Raw genomic sequence first — 24,731 nt, 5'->3', positions numbered from 1 at the left:
TTACAGTGTATGAAATTCACGCAATCTCCATTTATTCAAAAGAATAAAAAAGGAATCATTATCGGCTCGGTAGCCGTCGTTCTCATCGGCCTTGCTGCTCTTTTCTTTTTTAAGAAAGAAAGACCAAAAGACTACAATCAGGCCTATTCAAAATACATAGAAGCCTATACCTCAGGGACTGTCTCCAAAAAAAGCTTCATCAGACTCCACCTCGCCAGTCAGGTAAAAACCATGAGTGACGTCGGTGTAGCCGATGCGAGAGACCTGTTCAGCTTCTCTCCTTCTGTTAAAGGAAAGACTTATTGGATAGATTCCCAGACCCTGGAATTCAGGCCCGATGAACCGCTGGAACCAGGCGAAGATTACGAAGCGACCTTTAATCTCAATAAAGTTACAGAAACCGAAAAAGGCCTGGAAGAGTTTGAATTCAATTTCAGGGTCATCAATCCCGGAATGAGTCTCAGCCAAAATGGATTGGTTTCTCAAAACAATACCTCCCTTGATTATATGAAATTAAGCGGAGAAGTGCTCACCTCCGATCAGGAAGATCCCAAACAAATTGAGAAATCATTAAAGATTGATTTTCCTCAGGCATTAAAAGTCAAGTGGCAGCACAACCCTGCTAAAAATATCTCAAGCTTCAGTATTGATAGCATTAAGAAAACAAAAAGCGATAATCCCTTAAAACTCATCTGGTCTGGTGATGCGATCAATGCGCCAGGTAAAGGAGAAGAAGTGCTGGAAGTACCTGCACAAGGCGTTTTCAAGATCCTGAACATGAAAGCCATACAGGATCTTGAAGATTTTGCTCTTGTTCAGTTTTCTGAACCGGTTAACGTGACACAAGACCTGAATGGATTGATCAGCCTTGCTCAATTGACTGACCTCAGGTTTACCATCGACGCCAGTCAGGTGAAGGTGTATTCGGCAGAAACACTGGAAGGAAATTATGCGCTGACCGTTAACGAAGGTGTAGAAAATATCAATAGCGTAAAATTATCAGCGGCAAAAACCGCGAACATCGTTTTCGAAAATAAACTGCCTTCCGCAACGATTGCAGGAAGTGGCAGTATCCTGCCTACTTCAGGTAAACTGGTGTTACCATTTGAAGCAGTGAACTTAAAGGCGGTAGACATCACCGTGATCAAGATCTATGAAAACAATATCCCTCAGTTTTTCCAGACCAATAATTATAAAGACGGACAGGAGCTTCGCCGCGTGGGTAAACCAATTGTTCAGAAAACCATCCGTCTGGATGAAGACAAAGCATTAGACCTGCATAAGAAAAATCGTTTCACCTTAGATCTGGATAAAATTATCCGTACTGAACCTGGTGCCATGTACCGGGTAACCATTGGTTTCAGAAGAGAATACAATGTGTTTAAATGTGTAGAAACTAAAGCAGAAGATGGTGACTCTTCTGGTGAAGAGGATGGCGACTATAACAGTTATGGAGAAAAGATCGATGAGGATGATGATTTCTGGAGCCGCTACAGCAACAATTATCCGCAAAATTACCGTTGGGAAGACCGGGATAATCCTTGTACCCCATCCTACTATACCAGCGAACGCTGGGCCAGCAGAAACCTGATTGCTTCCAATATCGGCCTGATCGCCAAACGTGGAAACGACAACAGCATGGTGATCATTGCGACGGATCTTTTAACAGCGAAAACAGTAAGCGGAGTGACGCTGGAATTACTGGATTTCCAAAAACAGGTGATCCATACCGTAAAAACAGATGGGGATGGAATGGCTTCATTTGACCTGAAAAGAAAACCTTTCTTATTGATTGCCAAAAATGGCGATGAACGCGGCTACCTGAAACTGGACGATGGAAGTTCTCTTCCTTTGAGCAGGTTTGATGTTGGTGGAGATGTGGTACAGAACGGATTAAAAGGCTTTATTTACGGAGAACGTGGCGTTTGGCGTCCAGGTGATTCCGTATTCCTTTCTTTCATCCTGGAGGATAAACTTAAAAAACTACCTGGTGGTTATCCGGTTACATTCGAGTTTTATAACCCACAGGGGCAGCTCGTTAAGAGAGCCATCAACGGAAAACCTTTAAATGGATATTATGCGTTCAGAACGGCTACCGAAAGCACAGCACCAACAGGAAACTGGCTGGCAAAAGTGAAAGCCGGAGGCGCAACCTTCTCCAAAACGATTAAGATTGAAACGGTCATGCCAAACCGGTTGAAAATCAACTTTGATTATGGCAACCGCCCTTATATGGGGTCTGGAAATGGCTCTTCTGCTACCCTATCGGCTGCATGGCTGTTTGGCGCACCGGGCAAACACCTGAAAGCAAAAGTTGATGTCAGTCTGAATACGATGCAGACGACCTTCAAAGGGTTTGAAAACTATAGTTTCGACAATCCTACGGTTTCGTTCCAATCGCAGGTAAAAACCATTTTTGAGGGAACCCTCAATGAAAATGGAACTGCTGCAGTGAATACCAATTTAAGCGAAAACAATACTGCGCCGGGGATGCTGAAAGCAAATTTTGCCATTAAAGTATTTGAAGCGGGAGGTAATTTCAGTATCGACAACTTCAGCATCCCCTACCATGTTTATCCTGACTATTACGGTATTAAAACTCCCGAAGGTGATAAATTAAGTGGAATGCTGCTTACCGGACAGGACCATAAAATAGACATCGTCAATGTAAACAGGGATGGAAAACTCCTTGGCGGATCGAAATCTGTAGATGTAGAGCTGTATAAAGTGCAATGGCGCTGGTGGTGGGAACAGGACAATGAAAATTACTATGCCAATTTCACTCAGAACTCTTATAATAAGCTGATCAAAAAAGAAACGATTCAGCTGAATGGCGGTAAAGGCAGCTGGAGCATGAGGGTCGACGAACCGGAATGGGGCCGTTACATGATCCTGGTGCGCGACAATAATGGTGGCCACGTATCTGGTAAATCGGTCTATATCGATTGGCCGGGATGGGCGCAGCGTGAACAAAACAGCAATCCTACAGAAGCATCAATGCTTTCTTTTACAGCGAATAAAACCAAGTTTAAAGTTGGTGAAGACATCGTGCTCACCATTCCTTCGGGCAAAGACGGAAGGGCCCTGATTTCTATTGAAAACGGAAGTAAAGTATTAAAGACTTTCTGGACCGATACCAAAGCCGGACAAACGCAATTTAAGTTTAAGGCGGAAAAAGATATGGCACCTAACGTGTTTGCAAATGTGACCTTGTTACAGCCTCATGCGCAAACCCTGAATGACCTTCCTATCCGGATGTATGGTGCAATTCCATTGCTGATCGAAGATCCGGAAACGATCTTAAAACCAGTGATCAAAATGGCCGATAAGCTGAAACCGGAAACGGAAAGCAGCATCACGGTTACGGAACAAAACGGAAAAGCAATGACCTATACCATAGCAATCGTAGATGAAGGTTTGCTGGATCTGACCAGGTTTAAAACTCCTGATCCGCACGGGGTCTTCTATGCCCGTGAAGGTTTAGGTGTAAAAACATGGGATTTATTTGACTATGTACTTGGTGCATGGGGCGGTAACCTGGAAAGAATCCTGAGTATCGGTGGTGATGGCAGCATCAACAAAAACCTCAGCCCTGCGAAAGCAAACAGGTTTGTACCTGTGGTAAAATATTTAGGCCCTTTTGCTTTATCCAAAGGAGGCAGCAGTACCCATAAGTTTAAATTGCCTCAATATATTGGTGCAGTAAGAGCGATGGTCGTTGCCGGTCAGGATGGCGCTTATGGTTTTGCAGAGAAAAGTGTACAGGTGAAAAAACCGCTGATGTTGTTGGCCACTCTTCCAAGGGTGATCGGTCCGGGCGAAAGCTTTACCTTGCCTGCAACGGTATTTACTACAGAAAAGAACCTTAAAAATGTAAGCCTGCAACTGCAATCTGCAAACCTGGAAGTGATTGGCAGCAAAACACAGCAGCTGACCTTCAAACAACCAGGAGAGCAAATGGCTTATTTTGAGATCAAAGTTCCGGAAATAACGGGCATCGCGAAAGTGAAACTGATCGCTCAGAGTGGTTCAGAGAAAACGGCTTATGATGTGGAGCTGGACATTAGAAATCCAAATCCTTATGTGACCAATGTGGTGCCTATCGTGATCGAGCCTGGTAAAAACTGGGGTACTTCGTATCAGCCTGTAGGCATGGCGGGAACAAATACGGGAAGTGTGGAATTGTCTACCATCCCTCCGATCAACCTTAAAAAACGTTTGAGTTACCTGATGCAATATCCGCATGGTTGTGTGGAACAAACTACCTCAGGAGTATTCCCTCAACTGTTCCTGAATAAGCTGACTCCTTTAACAGAGCAGCAAAAAGTAACGACCGAAAGAAACCTGAAAGCGGGAATCAATAAATTACGTGGCTTCCAGACCGGAGATGGTGGTTTGGGCTATTGGCCCGGAGCAGGTACTTCCGATGAGTGGGGAAGTAATTATGCCGGTCATTTCCTTGTAGAGGCACAAAATGCAGGGTATACCCTTCCTGTTGGAATGCTGGACGAATTGCTGCGTTACCTGAAAGGTAAAGCCGCAAACTGGGCGCCAAACAGCTCCAATTTCTATGGTGGGGATCTTTCTCAGTCTTACCGTTTATATGTGCTTGCACTGGCTAAAAGACCGGAAATGGCAGCAATGAACAGATTGAAAGCTTTCCAATACCTTTCAGAAACTGCAAAATGGAGATTAGCAGCAGCCTATAAACTGGCCGGACAGGCAGATGCTGCAAACGGTCTGATCAGAGGATTGGCCACAGAAGTGAAACCTTATAACCAAATGGGTGGTACTTATGGTTCCGATGTCCGCGATCAGGCGATGATCCTGGAAACCTTAATCCTGCTTGGCCGTAAAGGTGATGCAGCGAAGCTGATCCAGCCACTGGCAGCGAAATTGGGCCAGGACGATTGGTACAGTACACAGACCACAGCATACAGCTTATTGGCAATTGCTAAATTCTGTGGGGCAAATACAGCTTCAAACTCATTGAAATACACTTATAAGATCGACGGAAAAAGCGGATCGGTAAATTCTGCTCAGTTCATGAACAGCACTGATTTAAGCTTTAAAGCAAATAGTGTGGTGATCAACAATACCGGTGACCGTGTGTTGTTCGGACGTCTGATCCTTCAGGGACAACCTTCAGCAGGACAAAATACCTTCCTGCCAAACAACGCAGAAGCTTTAGAAATGAACATTGACTATAAGTTGTTAAACGGAAAATCACTGGACCCATCTACCTTAAAACAGGGAACAGATTTCTATGCTGAGGTGACGATCAAAAATCCTGGAAGAATGGGTTATTATGAACAAATGGCCTTAACGCAAATCTTCCCTTCCGGCTGGGAGATCATTAATAACAGGATCAATGACAGTGAAAGTGCAGTTGCCTCTTCGCCATATACGTACAGAGACATCAGGGACGACCGTGTATTCACTTATTTCAATCTGAGAGAGAATGAGACCGTTATTTACAAAGTGCTCTTAAACGCCTCTTATATCGGTCGTTATTATCTTTCGGCAGTACAGTGTGAAGCAATGTATAACAATAATATTAGTGCAACTACGGCAGGGAAATGGGTGCAGGTAATTAAATAGCATGTTAAAAAAGTTCAGTTATGAACCAAAACTAGTGTTCAGCGATATCATTTGTCTTTTATTGCTGTGCTGGTTTTGGTTCCTTTTACCTTCAAAACTATTCTTAAACCCTACCTCTTACGTGGTAGAAGCTTCAAACGGGGAATTGTTAAGTGCAGCGATTGCCAAAGACGGGCAATGGCGTTTCCCGGTGGCAGATACCATTCCAAAGAAATTTGAGCAATGTATTATCGCTTTTGAGGACAAGCGCTTTCTTTCGCATCCGGGAATAGATTTTTTAGCGATGGCGAGGGCAATGCGGCAGAACCTGAAGGCCAAAAGCGTGGTTAGTGGCGGCAGTACATTAACGATGCAGGTCATCCGCCTGTCGCGCAGGGAAAGCCGGACGATCTGGCAAAAAATGATTGAAGTGGTCCTTGCTTTCAGACTGGAGCTCACACATTCTAAAACGGACATCTTAAAACTATACGCCGCAAATGCACCTTTCGGAAGCAATGTAGTTGGCCTGGAAGCGGCATCATGGAGATATTTCGGACGAAGCGCAGGAACTTTATCCTGGGGGGAAATGGCCACGCTTGCCGTTCTTCCTAATAGCCCATCCCTGGTCCATCCGGGTAAAAATTCTCCGAAACTGATCAAAAAAAGAAATGACCTGCTGGATAAAATCGCAGCATTAAAAATGATAGACCAGGAGACGGCCAACTTATCTAAACTGGAACCAATTCCCGGCAAACCTCAGCAATTGCCACAGAATGCCCCTCACCTGCTGAACCGCTTTAAAGCAGAACGTAATGCCTTAAAAAACAATTCTACCAGAGTGCTTTCTACCCTGGATTTTGATCTTCAGCTCAAGTTAAATGCTTTACTGAAAAGGTACAACAACCGGTACCGGGCCAATGACATTAATAATATTGCTGCATTGGTGCTGGATGTTAAAAACGGGACGGTTGTCAGTTATGTGGGGAACATTTATCAACCGGAAAATAAAGAACTGGAAAGTCATGTCGACATGATTAAGGCCCCCAGAAGTCCGGGCAGTACTTTAAAACCATTGTTGTATGCAAGTATGCTGAATGATGGTTTTATCCTGCCAAAAACGCTGATTCCTGATGTGCCCACACAGATCAATGGATATTCTCCTCAAAACTATGATTTAGGTTATGACGGGGCCATTCCTGCCGACCGTGCCTTGAGCCGTTCCTTAAATATTCCGGCCGTTAAAATGCTGCAGAGTTATAAATACCAGCGCTTTTACGACAAACTCAAAAAGATGGGATTCGGTACGTTGAACCAACCGGCAGATCATTACGGATTGTCCCTGATCCTGGGCGGAAGTGAAGTCACCATGTGGGATCTCGCAAAAACCTATATGGGCATGGCCAGAACATTGAATAACTTTAATGAGTATAAGGGAAAGTATAACCCCCATGATTACGACGCGCCCTCTTATGTTAAAAACAAACGGGATGATCGTTTTGATGGTTACGAAACCCAGCTGAGCTCCACGATAGACCATGGTTCCATCTGGAATACTTTTAATGCAATGGAAGAGCTCATGAGACCAGGTGAAGAAGGGCTTTGGGAGCAGTTTTCTTCTTCCCAAAGGGTGGCATGGAAAACGGGTACAAGCTTTGGTTTCAGAGATGCCTGGGCAATTGGATTAACCCCCAAATATGTGGTTTGCGTCTGGGTGGGAAATGCGGATGGCGAAGGCCGTCCGGGATTAACAGGTGTGGATGCCGCTGCTCCGGTATTATTCGACATCTTCCGGCAATTGCCAAATGGAAAATGGTTCCAGACTCCGAAGAATAAACTCCGCAAAATGAAAGTTTGCAAACAAAGTGGTTACAAAGCCGGTGAATATTGCAAGGAAACACTGGAAGAGCTGGTCTCCCCTGCAGCAGAAAAAACAGGACTTTGTCCCTATCATAAACTCATCCACCTGGACCATACCGCCAGCTATAGGGTGACAGATCAATGTGAGCCTACGTCAACGATGCTGCATCAGCCATGGTTTGTGCTGCCTCCTTCAATGGAGTATTATTATAAAATCAAAAACAGCGATTATAAGCTGCTGCCTCCTTTTAAGCCGGGTTGTACAGATGCAGGCAGCAATTATGTAATGGAAATGATCTATCCAAAGAACAATGCCAGCGTTTACATTCCGGTAGAGTTTGACGGAAGCCGGGGAAAGGTGATTTTAAACGCCACACACCGAAATAACAACGCGAAGGTCTACTGGCATATTGATAATGAATACGTGGCGACCACCAAATCATATCACCAGCTTGCCGTCAGTCCGCCGGCAGGTAAACATACCCTCACATTGGTAGATGAAAATGGAGAAAGGCTGGTTCAGTCTTTTACGGTACTGGATAAAGAGAAAGGAAAGCGCTAATCGTTTTTCAAAAGTTTTCTTTCTACTCCACCCATCGTAATCAGGTATTGTGCCACCATATAAGTCGCCATGATCAACACTCCGGCAAAGTCGAAGCCTTTTACAAATTTATTGTAGGCAAGAATGGAATCTGATAAGAGAAAACATAAAGCCCCGAATAGAATGAGGTTAAAGCTGATGGTATTTACTCTTTTGTTTCGGAATGCCGCCATCATCATCATCATACTGATCACAAAGGTATAAACCATGACAGGTAATTTCATGGCTCCTAAATGTGGCCTTAAAAAGAAATAAAAGCTAATGCTAAAGAGGGCGCATAGTACAATTGCTATTCTTGCCCCTTTTTTATCGAGTTCCTGTGCAGAACGGAAATCCAGGTAAAAGGCACTGATATAATACACATGACAGATCAAAAAGGCGACCAGACCATACATAAAATAAGAAGGAGCCTTCCAGGCCAGCATCAGCAATACATCCCCGGCCAGGGCAAAAACAAGCCCGGTAAACAAACGTTTATGGAACCGGCCTTTTAAGCCCGTCTGGGTATAGAGCATAATGAGCAGGGAAAGAACGATACAAGGTTTGATCAGGTATCTCAGGGAACTGACTTCGTTAAATTCCGCATAGATCTGCAGGATGAAAATCAGCGTAAACAAAAGGTTAAACTTCAGGTATTTCTTCAGCATTTACATTCTTTTTATGGAGGTTATAAAACCAGATCACCGAACAGATATTCAGGATGGAAAATATCACCTGATACCCTATCGGGAAATCCAGGAGCAAAACTATCAAAATCCCCAATACCAAACGCCCATATTCGAATTTAACCTTCCATTTCTTTTCTTCCAGCAATGCCCCGCAGGTAAGCAAGGTTAAAATCACGAATACTGCACCGGCAATCAAAGCGGGCATTGGAATGCTGCTGTTCAGAAAGAGCATCGCCGAACCGGCAATCAGGCCAACCAGGAACTGGACAATGACATAACCTGTTAAGGGCTGATGGAATTCCGGATCATATTTTCTATACTGTAAAGGGTCTATTTCAGGAGCGTACTTAAATCCGCCCAGATGTGCCGGAAACCATCCCGGAGGTTTAAGAAACACATTTATCTTATCCTGCCAGCGCGGACTTTGCCTGGCTGTTTTTAAAAGTTCATCCCAATAATGGATATTGGCCCATAGGGGATTCCAGCTGGCCAGAGGAGTGGTAATTCCATAATACACCTGCTCTTCTTCCTGTTGAAAAGTTCCAAAAATACGGTCCCAGATGATCAGTGTGCCTGCATGGTTCTTATCAATGTATTTTGGATTGGAGCCATGGTGCACCCGGTGATGGGAAGGTGTATTCAGAATCCATTCCAAAGGTCCCATGCTTTTTATCGCGCGGGTATGGATCCAGAATTGATAAAGGGTGTTGAACGAACTTAAGGTGAGAAACATGATCGGATCAAAACCGACAAAGGCCAATGGCAGGTAAAAGACCCAGGAAAACCAGCCCTGAAACCAGGATTGTCTAAGGGCGACAGTCAGGTTGTACTCTTCCGATTGATGGTGTACAATATGAGCCGCCCATAGCGCATTTACCTGATGGCTCATCCGGTGAAACCAGTAATAGAAAAAATCAACACCTATAAAAAGAAGGATCCAGATCCAGATGGATTGCGGCAGGTCAAATGCCCTCCAGTTTTCAAAAATGTATTTATAACCGAAAAACAAGGCGGTTTTCATGAAGATTCCCGTAAGCTGCTGCCCTATCCCCTGACTCAGATTGGAAATGGAATCATTAAGCCGGTAATAATTCAGTTTTTTATAGAAAGACCATGCCAGTTCTATGCCGATCAGGATGAAAAAAACAGGGACAGATAAAGCAATGTAATCTACTTTCATCTTACTAATTTAATAAAATGGATCGTAAAAAAGGCTTAGCTTAAAGGGCCAAAAGAAACAAAAATAAACATGGGTTGTTTGGTATAAGAAAAGAGAGAAAATGAAAAAAGATATCCCAAAACAGGAAGAAGGTTCAGAAATCGATGTGTTTGAAAAAACCACGTTTAAAGAGGAAATGGCTGCGAAAGAGTTTTATGCCGTAGCGCGTCAGCGTTTGCTCGAGGTGTTCAACTGGGATAAAATTTGTGGCTTTGCATCTGCAACATTTACGCTTACCGATGCTTCCGGAAAGGAAGTAAAACGTGCGGCTATGGAAGGTGATCACTTTAAAATAAACATACCAGGTCCGGGCAGCACTGTTGGAGATGGGTTTGACTGGGTGGTAGTTGAACTGATTAATGAAGAGCAGTCGGCAGCCGGACAGTCCATCAGAATGAGGGCCAGGCCAACATCCAATCCCTTACATCCCAATCCGGAAACCGCCCATTTCTTTAAGGATAAAGCAACATCCACATTTACGGTCTATAGAACCGGTCTTGAAGTGCATGCTGAAGTTCATGGAAGGAATGAAATCCCCAATTCGGAAAGTGCAGTACTGATCAATAATGTACGAAATGTGCTTGTAGGTTGGAGCGCTAAGATTGGATTCTCTTATCCACAGTGGAAAAGTCTGGTTACAGCTTTGGTAAACCAGAAATCATAGCCAGCTAATTATCCAGATAAAAAAGCAGCAAATACGATATAAGTCATATTTGCTGCCCTATATGGATTGATCTATAAGAATAGAATCTTAAACTGTAATAAGAAAAAAGCTATTAATAGCTTTTCTCTGTACGGTTGTTGCGTTTAAAGCCGCCACCGCCTCCAGCGCCACCAGTACCTGGTTTCTCTTGAGCTTCAGCAACTTTAATTCGATTACCGTTATAATCGCCACCGTTCATACGTTTGATCGCTTCTTTTGCCTCTTCTTCTACCGGCATTTCCACAAAACCAAACCCACGACTTTGACCAGTCTCGCGATCTTTGATAATCCTAAGTGATTTTACTTGACCGAAATCACCAAATACGGCTGTTAATTCATCTTCCCCTACTTCTAACGGAAGGCCTGTAATAAATATCTTCATTAATGTTTAAAAATTTGCACAAAGTTAAGCATTTTTAGCTTAAATTCCAATGCTAGTGTCAGTTATAAGTATAATTATCAATTTATTATTCAAACAAGCCAAAGCTGTTTTTTGTTTTAGTTAGGATATTTTTTTTCAGAAAAATAATCAACCAGAAATATAACCCTGATTTTAATTCATTCTTTTCTTTTCCTCCCCCGCCTATAAATGCTTGTTCCTTTTTCTCAACTTACTCATTATGTGGACCCAAGCGTTTCGTTACACAGCAGCATCTGAGGGGAAAGTGTTTTGTGGTTTAAAGGATTTAAATACGGAATACTTCTTTTAAATGTTAAATTCTTTAGTTAATCTTACTCATAAATTCTTGCTGATTTCAAAAAATGCCTATGAAATTTCGCGCTCTCGTGCTGCTTATTTTGCTTTTTTTAAGCGTAAAAATCGCTTATTCCCATCCTTCTAAAGTAAATCCTCCTAAAAGAGGATCTATTTTTATGCTGGAAGACCGCGACATCAGCCTTCAGCCGGAACAGGCTTATCAGAAATACGTTTCGGGCAGTTTCAAAGAATTAAAGGGGTATAAATACAATGCAGGCTTTTCCAAGTCTGTGTTTTGGCTGATGCTCGATATTCCTGCTAATCCGGACAGCCTCTTTTTTGTGCTTGGGGATGCGCACCTGAACAGAGTCAGCTTTTATGACCTGGTTTCCGGCAAGCCGGTTTTTAAATATGAAACTGGCGATCATTTTAAATTTAGTCAGAGGCCCATCCGTTGCCGGCTATTCGTTTTCCCTTTAGTTCCGCAACAAATTCATGTGGCTGCAACCGCTTCCCGCAACAGCCTGTACCTGGTTCGTGTTGATAAACACAACGAGTCGCTCCAGATCAGCACAGAAATATTAAACCGGGCTGATTTCTACGCCAAACAGGCAAGTTATAACCTTATTAATGGCATTCTTTCCGGTTCGGTAATGGTGCTGATGTTTTTTAGCCTTTTTCTGTTCATCACTGTAAAAGACCGTTTATACCTGTATTATATAGTATATGTCCTGGTGATGTGTTTATGGATCGTTGCAGATAAAGGTTATGGATATCAGTTTCTCTGGCCGGATTCCGTTTATTTTGCGAGTCGCTCGCGACCTGTATTTAACTGCCTGATGAACTTTGCATTGCTTCATTTTATGCAGTCTTTCATCGGACAAACAAAAGCGAGCAGGGTTTACAAACCTATTCAGCTGTTAAAGTTGAGTTTTATCGTTCTGACCTTATTGTTTCTCGTTCCTATAAGTCCGGAGAATTATTACGGATTCGCCTATATCATGCTCATTGCCATGTTACTGCTTAGTGCCTGCACCTGTATTGCGGTTCTGACAAGCGTAACCATAAAAATAAGAGAAGGAAACAAACAGGCCTGGTTTTACCTGATTTCTATCTCTCCCTTGATTTTCTTTGGACTGGCAGAGGTATTTATTCATGCAGGGTCGAAGGAAGTGAGCAACTCCTACTTATCCGCATTTGGCTTACAGACTGGCCTGATCATGGAGGCGCTGATTTTAACTTTTGGTCTTGCGCATCGTTTTAACAACTATCGTCTGGATCGCGAGCAGCTGTTACTTGCAGTAAATGCCAAACAACAGGAAATAACAGCCAGTATCATTGATACCCAGGAAAATGAACGAAGAAAGATATCTGATCAGCTGCACGATGATGTAGGTGCCATGCTCTCCATTGCCACCTGGCAGGTCTCTTCCGTATTAACAGGGGAAGGATATTTAAAGGAAAGTGCAAAAGAAAAACTGGAGAAAACAGAAGAAGTACTCAGGGAAGTCGCCCTGTCTATCCGTACTTTAGGTCATACACTGAGCCCATGGGCAATTCAGAAATATGGCTTGAATAAAGCAATTACAGATCTCGTTTACCAGATCAACCTATCCGAAAAAACAGCATTGGAATATGCGATTATCGGATTCGAGTCTTCGGGGAATTACCCTATTCCTTTCTTAAACGACATCTACAGGATCATTCAGGAATTGCTCAACAACATCATCAAACATGCCTGTGCAAGCAATGCCTACCTGGAAATCATTGAGCACAATGACCAGGTAAGTATCATCGTAGAAGACAATGGCAAAGGGATAGACCTCAGTTTATCCGGCAACTCTGATGGAATCGGCCTGGAAAGCATCCGCTCAAAAATTGCTTATTTCAAGGGACAAATGGAAATCCGCAGAAAACCCGAGCATGGAACGATTGTGGTCATTGAAATTCCGCTTAGGACAGCTTAGATTTAAACAAATCGATGGTTCTTCCCCAGGCTAGTTTTGCTGCAGCTTCATTATACCTTGTCGGAGCAGTATCGTTGTTGAAAGCATGGTTTACCCCTTCATAGATGTACAGCTGATAAGGAATATGATGAAGCTTTAAGGCTGCTTCGTAAGCAGGGATCCCTGCATTAATTCTTTCATCAAGTCCGGCATAATGCAATAAAACAGTTGCCTTGATCTTGCTTACCTCTTCCGTTTTTGCCTGTGCACCATAATAAGCCACAGCAGCCAGAAGATTTGGATCATTTACAGCCAGTTTGTTGGACATCCCTCCTCCCCAGCAAAAACCCACACAACCCACCTTCCCGTTTCCATCCTTATGTTTTCTTAAATATTCCAGTCCTTTAAGATAGTTTTGAAGATTTTTCTCCGGGTCGAGTTGTCCGATCAGCTCCCTGGCTTTGTCTTCATCCTGCGGAGTGCCTCCAAAAGGAGACAGTGCATCTACTCCTAAGGCTAGAAATCCTGCGGAAGCTACTCTTTTGGTCACAGCAACAGTATGTGGATTCAGTCCACGATTCTCATGAATGACCAATACGGCCCCCAGAGGTGTTTTTCCCTTTGGTTTTGCCAGAACAGCTTTCATCTCCCCTTCCTGTCCGGCATAAGTGATGTTTTCAACGATGAGGTCCTGATCGTCAATCTCCGCTGCTGATGCATAATTGTTTTCCAGTAAGGGCAAAACAGTTAAGGCCACGGCAGTACTTCCGGTAAGAATGGCGAGTTTTTTTATAAAATCTTTTCTGCTGATGCCACTGTGGGTATATTCATCATAAAGGTTGATAATTCGCTGATCCATAGTATAAGATTTTTAGGAAAGTAAAAGGTTTTAAAATGCTAAATCTATAACAAGGTAGGGAATTTTCTCCTCAAATAACCAAGCCGTAAAGGGGAAATATATGCCCCGATTTCCAGATACCGGCAAATTATCAATGGACTAGCTTGCTGACACTAAGAAAATTACTGCAAAATATTCTACTTTTTTGGTAGAAATTTCACGGCAATATGTTAAATTGGTTTAATGTTTGTAAAGCCAACAGATAAATAGATTATTATAATTTATAAAACAGCACTCCAAAAAAGAAAACCATGAAAAAACTACTTTCATTATTGACCATTTTAAGCTTCTGTGTAAGTTTAAGTATGGCACAAACTGCACAACCTGCCCAGGCTGTTGCGACACAAAAACAAAAGGCAAAAAAAGAAACCACTAAAGCTGCAGCAGACGCGAAAAAGGCAACAGCAGATGCTAAAAAAGAAGCGGCAGCTACAAAAGCTGCAGCGAAGAAAGAAGCAACGGCAGCAAAAAAAGAGGCTGATAAAGCGGCTGCTTCAGGGGTAAAGCTTAAAAAAGATGGTACTCCCGACAAACGTTATGCAAGCAAAGACGCCGCTGCTGAAGCACCGAAAAAAGCAGCCACAAAAGCTGTTGCTAAAAAGGATGAAGCAGTAAAAGAAGTAAAGGCAAGCGCTACTCCGGGTCTTAAAAAAGACGGTACTCCTGATAAACGTTACTCGGCAAGCAAAGAAAAAGCGGCTCCCGTAGTAAAAGAAACCAAAGCGGGTTCAACGGTAACTCCAAAAGATTATAAACCTACAGTAGACAGAAGCCTGAAAGGACCAAATGGTGAAGAAATCCTGACCGGTCCGCGTGGTGGAAAATACTACATCAATAAAAACGGAAACAAAACCTATGTAAAAAGAGAAGGTTAATCCTGACTCTTTCTAATAAAAAAAAAGGCGATGAGGTTTTAAATCTCATCGCCTTTTTTATGGGTTTACAAATTGCTTAACGCGTTGCTGTTTTGTAAACATTAAATTTGTGATTTCTGATCGGCTGTCCTTTGATCGACAAAGATTCGCCTTTGTTGTCTCTTGTCGCTTTGATCACAAATGGTTCTTCTGTTTTTTGAGCAGCTTCAAAAGCGATCTTCAGGCGGTCAATAAAGGTATCCGCGGCTATCGCCCATTTTTTATCTTTATACCAGAAGTAGGCAAAAATATTCCTTGTTCCTCCTTTTAGCTTTCCATCTAATCTTATATAAGCGTTATTCTCTTTTTTTAGTGGCTCAACGGCTTTTTGATAAAATTCTGTAAAATTCTCAAACGTTGGTATAACATTAATCGTACTCATGTAATCTTTTTTTTCAAAAATACACAAAATCTTTAGATCAGACAGGTTCAGCTCCATTTATCCCAAAATCAGAACCTCTTTTAAAATTTAAAGCGGTGAATTATAATGCTTTTTTAAAATTCACTTTATTTTTTGGTATCAATATTGTATACTTGGTTGACAATTGATGTAGGGGCTTTCTACTTTGTTTAGGTTTTAACCCAAATAATTTATAAGAAAATTGTAATTTTTGTTTTAAAAAGTAATATATTCAAACTTCGATGACCTCAAGTTTTGTTTTCTGTGTTTATGATCTTAGATTTGAGAAGTTTTTATGTATTTGACAAATTTGTCAAACCTAATAGCTAAACCCAGGGAAAGATTATTAAAGACAGAGCTAATAATTTTTCATAGAAACCAACAACACATCAACAAAAGCTCAGTGATCTAAACATACAGTACTAGCATGCGCAAAAAATTACACGATAGGATAGCCGCTTTTAAAGACGCTACAGCAATCAAGGAAAAAGGCTTATACCCTTACTTTCGGGCCATAGAATCAGCACAGGACACTGAGGTGGTTATAGATGGAAAAAAGGTGCTGATGTTTGGCTCTAACTCCTATCTGGGATTGACGAATCACCCAAAAATTAAAGAAGCAGCAAAAGCTGCGGTTGATAAATACGGTACAGGTTGTGCCGGTTCAAGATTCCTTAACGGAACACTGGACATTCATATTGAACTGGAAAGAAGGCTTGCTGCTTATGTTGGTAAGGAAGCAGCGGTACTTTTTAGTACAGGATTCCAGGTAAACCTGGGCGTAATCTCCTGCCTGCTGGATAGAAACGATTATTTGATTCTTGATGAATATGACCACGCCTCAATCATTGACGGTAGCCGTTTGTCTTTTTCAAGATCGATCAAATATGCCCATAATGATATGGACGATCTTCGTAAAAAACTAAGCCGTTTACCGGAAGATTCCGCCAAACTGATCGTTGCCGATGGTATCTTCAGTATGGAAGGCGATCTGGTAAACTTACCGGAGATTGTTAAAATTGCCGAAGAATTCGGTGCAAACATCATGATGGACGATGCCCACAGTTTAGGGGTAATCGGATTCAACGGTTCAGGAACAGCTTCTCATTTCGGACTAACTGATCAGGTAGACCTGATCATGGGTACTTTCAGTAAGTCATTGGCTTCTCTTGGAGGTTTTATTGCCGGAACGGAAGAAACAATTGAATATGTGAAACACAGGGCACGCTCCCTGATGTTCAGTGCAAGTATGCCTCCTTCAGCAGTGGCAAGTGTAATTGCAGCACTTGACATCATTGAATCAGAGCCTGAACGTATTGACCAGCTTTGGGCAAACACCAATTATGCTAAAAAACTATTAGTAGAAGCTGGTTTTGATATCGGCCATACCGACAGCCCTATTATCCCGATTTACATCAGAGATAATGATAAAACATTTATGATTACGAATATCCTGAGCAATAATGGGATCTTTGTAAATCCGGTGGTTTCTCCTGCTGTACCTTCAGATGCTTCCCTGCTTAGATTTTCATTAATGGCTACCCATACTTTCGCACAGATCGAAGAAGCCGTTACAAAGATCGCATCAGCAGCTAAAGAAGTGCAACTTAAACCTTCTCAGGTAGAAATATGAGAAACATTGTTGCGGTAAATGACAAGAAGAAATTAGCCGCTTTTATTGATTTTCCTCATGATTTGCATAAAAACGATCCGAACTATGTTCCGGAACTTTTTATTGCACAAAGTGATATGCTTACCCCGGGTAAGCATCCTTTTCATGAGCATTCCACTTTACAGTGTTTCCTCGCCTATGACGGAGATAAAATTGTAGGAAGAATTGCGGCCATTCAGAATAACAACCACAATAAGAAAAACAACACCACAGAAGGACATTTCGGCTTCTTTGATTGTATCAATGATCAGGAAACTGCTGATCAGCTGATCGAAGCGGCAACAAAATGGCTGAAGGAAAGGAATATGACCAGTATGGTCGGTCCCCTGAACTTCTCTACCAATGATATCTGTGCCTTATTAATCGAAGGTTTCGATGGCCCTCCGGTAGCCATGATGCCTTATAATCCACCTTATTACCTGCAACTGTTAGAACATGCAGGATTCAGTAAAATGGTGGACCTGAGGGCATATAAATTTATTGCCGGCGAGTATAACGATCGTTCTTTAAAATTGGCGGAGGCCATTCAGGAACGCTTGAAACGCAACAACATCATCATCAGAAAAATCAACATGAAGGATTTCTGGAATGAAGTGGTTAAAGTGCGTGAAGTATACAATGCTGCATGGGACCACAATACTGGTTTTGTGCCTGCGACTGACAAAGAATTTGATTACCTGGCAAAAGACCTCAAAATGATTGTCGACCCTGACTTTGTGTATATCGCAGAACAGGAAGGCAAAATGGTGGCCATCTCTCTTTCCGTACCTGACCTCAATCAGGCACTGATCAAAGTTAAAAGAGGTCGCTTATTCCCTTGGGGGCTGATTAAACTGTTATGGTACAAACGCAAAATCAAAGGACTCAGAATCATGGCCCTTGGTGTGATGGATGGTTACCGTAAAATGGGAATTGAAGCCTGCCTGTACGGACTGACGATTAAAACCTTTCAGGAGAAAAAGTTTGAGTATGCAGAAGCATCCTGGACTTTGGAAAACAATACGATGGTCAACAGCGCAATTGAACAAATCAATGGCAAGCTGTACAGGAAATATAGAATCCTCGAAAAACCAATATAATCAATTTGCACGGGCATGTCACATCCATGCCTGTGCAAAATCTGATCTTCATTTAATACATACCACAAAAAAGAGTTAGGATGAAAAAGGTACTGATTACCGGAGCAACAGGCTTTGTTGGTTATCATTTGATCAATAAAGCACTAGCTGCAGGATTAGAAGTGTATGCTGCGGTTCGTCCGGACACGGATAAGGAGCATCTGAAAGATTTCGATATCCATTACGTTCATCTGGATTACAGTTCCGTAGAGAGCCTTAAAACTGCGCTGGAAGAAAAGCAATACCATTACATCATCCATGCCGCGGGAATCACCAAAGCAAAAACCAAAGAAGCCTATAATAAGGTTAATGCTGACTATTCCAGGAATCTGGCAATGGCAGCCAGTACTGCTGCCATCGATCTGCATAAATTTATTTTTGTAAGCAGTCTTGCTGCTTTAGGCCCGCTTAGTGACCTCTCTGCCGAAATTCAGGACCATACCCCGGGACATCCGGTGACCAATTATGGCGCAAGTAAATTGCTGGCAGAACAATACCTCGCAGAAATCAAAGGGCTTCCGCTCATCACCATCCGGCCTACGGCAGTATACGGTCCCAGAGAAAAAGATCTTTTTATCCTGTTCAACAGTATCAATAAAGGATTGGAACCTCATATCGGGAGTTTTAAGCAAAAACTGAGCTTTGTATATGTAACTGATCTTGCAGGAATCATTGTAAAAGCGCTTTTCTCTGAATTGGTTGCCAAACAGTACAATGTTTCCGATGGAAACATTTACGACCGTTATGCCTTGGCAAATGGAGTAAAAAAGGCATTGAATAAAAAGACACTGAAGTTCCACCTTCCTGTTCCTGTTGTAGGCGCCTTGGCCGCATTAATGGACATCTTTTATGCAAAAAGCAGGAATACTCCTGCCCTGAATAAAGAAAAAATGGCCGAGCTTACCGCCATTAACTGGGCATGTAATATCGGCCATGTAAAAGCAGACCTGGGCTATGAACCGGAATTCGACCTTGAAAAAGGATTAAACGAAACCGTTAGCTGGTATAAAAGCAATAACTGGTTATAGTTTTACTTTCGAGCTTAAAAATTTAAGGTATTTTTTATCATCCTCAAATAAGTCCTTCCCTTCCAGTTTATAGGCATGGTGCAGGTAATCTGTGGCATGTTTTTCTTCGTTAAGCTCAAGGTAACTTTGGCCCATACGGAGCAATACAAATGCATTGGGTTCCTCAGATCCGTAGATCTGGTACGCACGGTGCAAATGGTCTAAAGCTTCTTTGTATTTTTTCTCGCTGAAATAAGCATCACCAATAGAAGCGGAAATCCATGCAGTCGCTTCCCAATCGTCTTTGGGCTGAGGTAATACATCCAGCGCTTTGTTAAAGGCAGCAATGGCAGCAGAGAAATTCTCTTTGTCCATTTCCTCATTCCCCTCTTCACAATACTTGTCCAGAAGTTCCTGTTGCTCTTCTGTGAGTTCCAGCTGTTCCTCGTCCTTATTTGGCACAAAATCCGCTTTAAAAGCTTCAAATTCTGCATCATCCATCAATGCGATTCTCAGGTAATCGGAATTCTCATCCTGAAAAATACGGGCGCCTTCCTTTTCGTAGGCAATCCCAAAATAAGTCCTTGCCTGATCCAACTCTTTCAATGCATAATAAATGGCACCGGTGGTTAGAAAATGACGCGTGGAATTGATCTTCTGATGGTTCATCTTTTCCTTCAGATAGTCTGTTTCCTCCAGGAAATAAGGCAATGCTTTTTCCAGTGCCCCGGTCTGTTCATAAAAAGAATAAATGCTGTCCAGCACCACCCCTCCTACACTACTGTTTTCCTTAGGGCCGGAAATGGAACCATCGATCTGCAACAACAACTGTTCTGCAGCATCAAAATCTGAGGCCTCCGTTAAATCATAAACCTGGTCAATCTTATTGAAAAACTCTTCTTCTTGTTCGGCATTAAAATTCCCTTGTGTAGACATATTGTTTAAGCTTTAATGGTTTACGAATCTGACTAAGATACTACTTTTGATTCTCCATTTGCTTAATGATTTTATTTACTTCTGTCTCCGTTGCGCGCAACTTGTTCTGACAGAATTCAATGAGCTCGGATGCTCTTTTCACCTTTTCTGCAAGAACATCCACAGAAACAGATTCTGTCTCTATTTCCTGTGCTATTTCGGCAAGTTCCCTATAGGCGAGCTCATAAGTTAAATTCGTTTTCATCGTATGCAGATTTAGATTTTACAATTGTTTTTATTTCTGAACTGGCCAGTCTTACGGTTAATTCGGTGCCTACCTCAATCTGATCCGCATCCCCGGTGATCTTTCCATTTACTTTCAGGATGGCAAAACCCTTATTCAGGATATTCTGCGGGCTCATGATCCTCATCACCGACTGAAAATGAGCAATATGAGCAGTCTTATTGAGAAAATACATTTTACTGTAAGACTGTAGGTTCAATGCCAGGTTGCTCAGGTCTTTCCGCTTGTTGGAAATCACGATCCTGGGATAACTCAGCATCAGTCCGGACAGGTTCATGATGTTTTTATGGTGCTCGTGTAACACATTCCTCGTGGTATTGATCGTAATCTGATTGAGACGTACGAGCCTGTCTTTATGGTGATTGATCATTTGATAAGTCTTGATCAGCAGCATTTTCTGGATGCCAATCAGGTTGTCTTCAAAAGTCCGGTTATGTGCGATGATAAACTCAGCGGCTTTAGTTGGTGTTTTGGTGGAAGTATGGGCCATCAGATCAGCAATGGTCTCATTTTTCTGATGACCGATGCCGGTGATGACAGGAATCGGAAACTTGGCAATCGCCCGGTTGAGCTCATAATTGTCAAAAATCAGAAAGTCGGTCTGTGCCCCTCCTCCCCGGATGATCACCAGTGCATCATAAGGCTTTTGCGATTCGTATACCTCTATGATCCTCGCAAGGAACTGTTTGGCATTCCCATCCCCTTGTACCAGGGCAAAGTAATCGTCAACATCAAATTTATAGCCAAAAGGATTGTGCTCCAGGCTGTGTTTGAAATCCTGAAATCCTGCCGAAGTATCAGACGAAATGACCGCAATCCGTTGAATGACCTGGTTTAATACCAATGAACTGTTCCTGGTCAGATAACCATCTCCCGCTTTTTTAATAAAAGCCTGATTTTCCCGGAGCAGTCTTTCCAGTGTCTCCTTGCGTTGCTGTTCAAATAAGCCTAAAGTAAAATTGGTATCGATATCCAGGAGGTTCAGTTGCAAGCCAAAAGATGGGTTATATTGTACCGATACCTGGATCAATACATTGATGTCATTTTTGAATTTCTGACCCGTTGCTTTCTCAAAATTAGAGATGTTGACCGAAGCATTACCCCATGCCCTTCCTGCTACCTTTGCCAGGATTCTTGCCGCCGACTTATCCTTCTCTACCAGCTCAAAATAATGATAATTGCTTTGAGGTTTATAGGTATAGTTGGTGATATCGGCAATGATCCAGAAGGTCTTATGTCCGAAAAATCCGTCAATTACCTGTTGGATTTGACTGGTCAGCTCGGACAGCTTTATAGAAGGGATAGTGCTCAAAGGATTTAGGGTATCTATGATAATTGCCTAAAGTTAGGAATTCTAAAAACAAATCTGCTGTTGTATCAGTTTATAATGAACGAAGAACAATGAATTTTTTATGAACGAAAATACAAGAATACTATTGGGCGTGTTTGCAGGGATGGCAGCAGGAGCTGCTTTAGGGTTACTACTTGCTCCGGAAAAAGGAAGTGATACCCGTGATGATTTGAGTTTGTCTATAAAAGACCTGGGATATAATATTCAGGAAGGAACAGAGAATAAAATCAATCATTTAGGAAATATTAAAGATCGGTTGAGCAATGCGATCAGTGAAAGTTTTGACAGAGATGATTATAGTGATCATGTCGAACACGTATAGACAGTATAGATGGGAAAAATTTACGATTACAAAGAGATCCATAACTTAAGGGATCTCAAGAACAAGCAGAAGGAGCTTCAGAACGACAGTAAGCAACACGAGGATTCCATTAAAGACGGGGTAAAAACATATATACACCAATATAGTCCCGGTTATCTGATCCGGAAATACACGAAAAAACCCAAAGAAAAAGTAGGTTCCCTTTTTAATAAGGTGAAATCCTGGTTCAGCAGAAAAAAGAAAGGTTAATACAGTGAAGTCAGGCTGCTGCCATTACCGTTGACTTCAAAAGTATGTTTGACCCCGCATTTTAAGGCGAAATTATTCTTTTGATGACCTACCGGAAAATCAAAGCAGACCGGGTAATTGTATTCTTTTATCTTTTCCTGAACAATTTCATAAACCGTTCTGCCGAACTCTTCTCCGGGATCATCGGGTTTCACTTTAAAACCTCCAATAATGAGGCCCTGCAGCTGATCCAGTTTCCCGGTTCTTTTCAGGTTCCAGAACATGCGGTCTATGCGGTAAAGGTATTCCCCAGTGTCTTCCAGGAACAGTATTTTTCCGTCCGTCTTCAGGTCAGATTTACTGCCGGCAAGGGTTTCAATGATGCTCAGATTTCCTCCTGCAAGAACACCTTCGGCTTTTCCAGGTCGGTTAAAACTAACCGGAGGAGCGGTGTATTTCAACTGATTGCCACTCAGGGCCTGCCGGATAGACAAAATCGTTTCGACCTGAACAGGATCAGCCAATGTCCAGTCTGAGGGGAAACTATTGCACATTTTAGAATGTATAGAAGCAATGCCGTATTTGCGACTCAGGTGACAATGCAATACCGTCACATCGCTAAAGCCGATGATCCATTTCGGATGTTCCACAAAACGGTCAAAATTCAGCAGGTCTATGATGCGTACTGCTCCATAACCTCCCCTGGCACACATAATAGCCTTTAATTCCGGATCATCCAGCATGTTCTGCAGGTCCAGCATCCGCTCCTGATCAGAGCCCCCAAAGGTAAAATCCCTGCGGTCAACAGTTTTCCCTATTTTAACCCGGAATCCCCAGCTCTCCATCAATTGAACAGAGGGCAATATCTCTGCCATCGTAATGAAACCTGCCGGACAAGTGATCCCTATCGTATCCCCTGCTTTTAAATAGTCGGGAATCTTTGATCCTGCCAACGGATCTGATGCCGTTATAGGATCTTCCGATGTTACTGCAGGATCCAGAAATCCTGAGCTTCCAAAAGATTGCAATGCGGGTAATGTCGCTCCCGCCATGGCCATAAAAGAGAGAAAATGTTTCCTGTTCATCTGCAGATTGCTATACACAATGATAAGGGTAATTTGGGAGAACCTGTATCCTACTCCATCGTTTTCGTAATTTTTTCAGGCGATTAAGGCGCTTTCAGAATGGTTTATGTGTTAAGAAAAGTATATTAGCTTAAAACAATAGTCTCAGTTAGCCTGAGCTGCTGAATTTTAATCCTAGCTCACCAAATATGAACAAATACCTGACACTGGTCTTCCTTGGCCTTAGTATGTTGCTGAATGCGCAAACTAAAAAGGTTTCTTTTAACTCTTATAAAGAAGAAGATCAAATAGATGTCATGGTGGATGGGGAGCTGCTCAGTAGTTTCCTTTTTTCTGATAAAATCGAAAAACCCATATTATATCCTTTAAATGCAGCCGGAGGATTAACCCTTACCCGTGGTTTTCCTTTAGCAACAAGGGATCAGGAAAGAACAGATCATCCTCACCATGTGGGCTTATGGCTAAACTATGAAAGCGTCAACGGACTTGATTTCTGGAACAATTCCTACAATATCCCTGCAGAGAAAAAAAACAAATACGGATGGATCAGGTCGGTCCGCATTGCGCAGGTCAAGGGTGGCAATGAGCAAGGAAAGATCGTTTATACTGCAAATTGGGAGAGACAGGATCAGCATGTATTGCTAAATGAAGAAACCACCTTGATTTTCTCCGGAACAGAACATACCAGAACCATTGATAGAATTACTACCCTTACCGCACAGGATACTGTCCTTTTTAAAGATGTGAAAGATGGAATGCTTGGCCTTCGTGTGACGAGAGAGCTGGAATTGCCTTCCGATCAGGTGGTTGAATTTAGCGATGCCCAGGGAAACCGGACCAAAGTATCCGCCTCTTCAAATGGGGCAAATGGGGATTACCTGACCAGTCAGGGAAAAAAGGGAAATGAAGCCTGGGGAACCAGGGCCGACTGGTGTTTGCTATCTGGTGTAAAAGATGGAAAAGCGCTTTCTGTAGCCATTATCGATCATCCTGAAAATCCAGGTTACCCTACTTACTGGCATGCCCGTGATTATGGTTTGTTTGCCGCAAATCCCCTGGGTCAGGAAGTGTTCAGCAAGGGGAAAGAACACCTTAACCTGCGCCTGCTCCCCGGAACATCTGTGACTTTCCGTTACCGGGTACTCCTTAATTCATCAGAAAAACCAAGTGTAGCCAGTTTAACTCAACAGGCACAGGAATTCAGTAAAATAAAATAAGAACCATATACTAACCACAACCCAAACAC

General features: G+C 42.4%; 20 protein-coding genes. 11 read left to right on the top strand and 9 right to left on the bottom strand.

The features are described from left to right. The first annotated feature begins 9 nt into the window (after positions 1 to 9). Both BUC20_RS03420 and pbpC read left to right on the top strand, forming a co-directional pair. Positions 10 to 5,601 (top strand): alpha-2-macroglobulin family protein, encoded by a 5,592-nt coding sequence (locus tag BUC20_RS03420; RefSeq protein WP_073227432.1) that lies wholly within the window; start codon positions 10 to 12, stop codon positions 5,599 to 5,601. Between the two features lies 1 nt (position 5,602). Then, positions 5,603 to 7,999 carry a penicillin-binding protein 1C gene (gene pbpC / locus BUC20_RS03415; RefSeq protein ID WP_073227429.1) on the top strand — a complete coding sequence of 799 codons (2,397 nt, stop codon included), beginning with the start codon at positions 5,603 to 5,605 and terminating at the stop codon, positions 7,997 to 7,999. On the opposite strand, the gene BUC20_RS03410 is transcribed toward pbpC, so the two are convergent. After that, positions 7,996 to 8,685: a lysoplasmalogenase gene (locus tag BUC20_RS03410; RefSeq protein ID WP_073227426.1), complete on the bottom strand. Its 690-nt coding sequence runs from the start codon at positions 8,683 to 8,685 to the stop codon at positions 7,996 to 7,998. The genes pbpC and BUC20_RS03410 overlap by 4 nt on opposite strands. Beyond that, entirely contained in the window at positions 8,660 to 9,886 is a 1,227-nt protein-coding gene (locus BUC20_RS03405; protein ID WP_073227423.1) for a sterol desaturase family protein, read from the bottom strand. Before BUC20_RS03405 ends, BUC20_RS03410 begins: the two co-directional genes overlap by 26 nt. Positions 9,887 to 9,986: 100 nt before the next feature. Between BUC20_RS03405 and BUC20_RS03400 the strand changes: the two genes are divergently transcribed. Then, positions 9,987 to 10,589, top strand: a complete 603-nt coding sequence (locus tag BUC20_RS03400) for a hypothetical protein (RefSeq protein WP_073227420.1) — start codon at positions 9,987 to 9,989, stop codon at positions 10,587 to 10,589. 112 nt (positions 10,590 to 10,701) lie between these two features. On the opposite strand, the gene BUC20_RS03395 is transcribed toward BUC20_RS03400, so the two are convergent. Continuing rightward, complete coding sequence (locus BUC20_RS03395) at positions 10,702 to 11,010, bottom strand: RNA recognition motif domain-containing protein (protein WP_062548794.1); 309 nt, start codon at positions 11,008 to 11,010, stop codon at positions 10,702 to 10,704. A 386-nt stretch (positions 11,011 to 11,396) separates the two neighbouring features. Between BUC20_RS03395 and BUC20_RS03390 the strand changes: the two genes are divergently transcribed. Further along, a complete protein-coding gene (locus BUC20_RS03390; RefSeq protein WP_073227418.1) occupies positions 11,397 to 13,292 on the top strand; it encodes a sensor histidine kinase in 1,896 nt (631 codons plus the stop codon). On the opposite strand, the gene BUC20_RS03385 is transcribed toward BUC20_RS03390, so the two are convergent. Next, a complete protein-coding gene (locus BUC20_RS03385) occupies positions 13,279 to 14,130 on the bottom strand; it encodes a dienelactone hydrolase family protein (RefSeq protein ID WP_073227415.1) in 852 nt (283 codons plus the stop codon). The genes BUC20_RS03390 and BUC20_RS03385 overlap by 14 nt on opposite strands. Before the next feature lie 290 nt (positions 14,131 to 14,420). Here BUC20_RS03385 and BUC20_RS03380 point away from each other — a divergent pair, with 290 nt between their 5' ends. Beyond that, positions 14,421 to 15,044, top strand: a complete 624-nt coding sequence (locus tag BUC20_RS03380) for a hypothetical protein (protein ID WP_073227413.1) — start codon at positions 14,421 to 14,423, stop codon at positions 15,042 to 15,044. A 76-nt stretch (positions 15,045 to 15,120) separates the two neighbouring features. Here BUC20_RS03380 and BUC20_RS03375 read toward each other — a convergent pair whose 3' ends face one another. Continuing rightward, positions 15,121 to 15,465: a hypothetical protein gene (locus tag BUC20_RS03375; RefSeq protein ID WP_143166685.1), complete on the bottom strand. Its 345-nt coding sequence runs from the start codon at positions 15,463 to 15,465 to the stop codon at positions 15,121 to 15,123. Between the two features lie 445 nt (positions 15,466 to 15,910). On the opposite strand from BUC20_RS03375, the gene spt reads away from it, so the two are divergent. The 3 genes from spt to BUC20_RS03360 all read left to right on the top strand — a co-directional run bounded on the left by spt (position 15,911) and on the right by BUC20_RS03360 (position 19,301). Beyond that, a complete protein-coding gene (gene spt / locus BUC20_RS03370; RefSeq protein ID WP_073227408.1) occupies positions 15,911 to 17,116 on the top strand; it encodes a serine palmitoyltransferase in 1,206 nt (401 codons plus the stop codon). Beyond that, entirely contained in the window at positions 17,113 to 18,234 is a 1,122-nt protein-coding gene (locus BUC20_RS03365; protein ID WP_073227406.1) for a hypothetical protein, read from the top strand. Before spt ends, BUC20_RS03365 begins: the two co-directional genes overlap by 4 nt. Positions 18,235 to 18,314: 80 nt before the next feature. Continuing rightward, positions 18,315 to 19,301 carry an NAD-dependent epimerase/dehydratase family protein gene (locus BUC20_RS03360; RefSeq protein WP_073227403.1) on the top strand — a complete coding sequence of 329 codons (987 nt, stop codon included), beginning with the start codon at positions 18,315 to 18,317 and terminating at the stop codon, positions 19,299 to 19,301. Here the strand turns inward: BUC20_RS03360 and BUC20_RS33540 are convergent. From BUC20_RS33540 to xseA, 3 genes are read right to left on the bottom strand one after another with little or no spacing between them, the layout of a single operon-like run. Further along, positions 19,296 to 20,216, bottom strand: a complete 921-nt coding sequence (locus BUC20_RS33540) for a tetratricopeptide repeat protein (RefSeq protein WP_084528491.1) — start codon at positions 20,214 to 20,216, stop codon at positions 19,296 to 19,298. The two genes, BUC20_RS03360 and BUC20_RS33540, sit on opposite strands and share 6 nt — an antisense overlap. Before the next feature lie 40 nt (positions 20,217 to 20,256). Next, on the bottom strand, positions 20,257 to 20,460 hold the full coding sequence (xseB, locus tag BUC20_RS03350; RefSeq protein ID WP_073227399.1) for an exodeoxyribonuclease VII small subunit: 204 nt from the start codon (positions 20,458 to 20,460) through the stop codon (positions 20,257 to 20,259). Beyond that, a complete protein-coding gene (xseA, locus tag BUC20_RS03345) occupies positions 20,438 to 21,811 on the bottom strand; it encodes an exodeoxyribonuclease VII large subunit (RefSeq protein WP_073227396.1) in 1,374 nt (457 codons plus the stop codon). The genes xseB and xseA overlap by 23 nt, the downstream gene beginning before the upstream one ends. A 100-nt stretch (positions 21,812 to 21,911) precedes the next feature. On the opposite strand from xseA, the gene BUC20_RS03340 reads away from it, so the two are divergent. Continuing rightward, a complete protein-coding gene (locus BUC20_RS03340; RefSeq protein WP_073227393.1) occupies positions 21,912 to 22,172 on the top strand; it encodes a YtxH domain-containing protein in 261 nt (86 codons plus the stop codon). Between the two features lie 9 nt (positions 22,173 to 22,181). After that, on the top strand, positions 22,182 to 22,421 hold the full coding sequence (locus BUC20_RS03335) for a hypothetical protein (protein ID WP_073227390.1): 240 nt from the start codon (positions 22,182 to 22,184) through the stop codon (positions 22,419 to 22,421). Here the strand turns inward: BUC20_RS03335 and BUC20_RS03330 are convergent. Continuing rightward, positions 22,418 to 23,485, bottom strand: coding sequence for a S66 peptidase family protein (locus BUC20_RS03330; protein ID WP_073227387.1), 1,068 nt, complete (start codon positions 23,483 to 23,485; stop codon positions 22,418 to 22,420). The genes BUC20_RS03335 and BUC20_RS03330 overlap by 4 nt on opposite strands. 188 nt (positions 23,486 to 23,673) lie before the next feature. Here BUC20_RS03330 and BUC20_RS03325 point away from each other — a divergent pair, with 188 nt between their 5' ends. Continuing rightward, positions 23,674 to 24,702: a DUF6807 domain-containing protein gene (locus BUC20_RS03325; protein WP_073227385.1), complete on the top strand. Its 1,029-nt coding sequence runs from the start codon at positions 23,674 to 23,676 to the stop codon at positions 24,700 to 24,702. Positions 24,703 to 24,731: the final 29 nt, after the last annotated feature.

This window comes from Pedobacter caeni (genome assembly GCF_900129215.1).
Taxonomy (GTDB): Bacteria; Bacteroidota; Bacteroidia; order Sphingobacteriales; family Sphingobacteriaceae; genus Pedobacter; species Pedobacter caeni.
The sequence above is the reverse complement of the archived record's forward strand: the minus strand, read 5'-3'. Positions and strand labels throughout refer to the sequence as shown.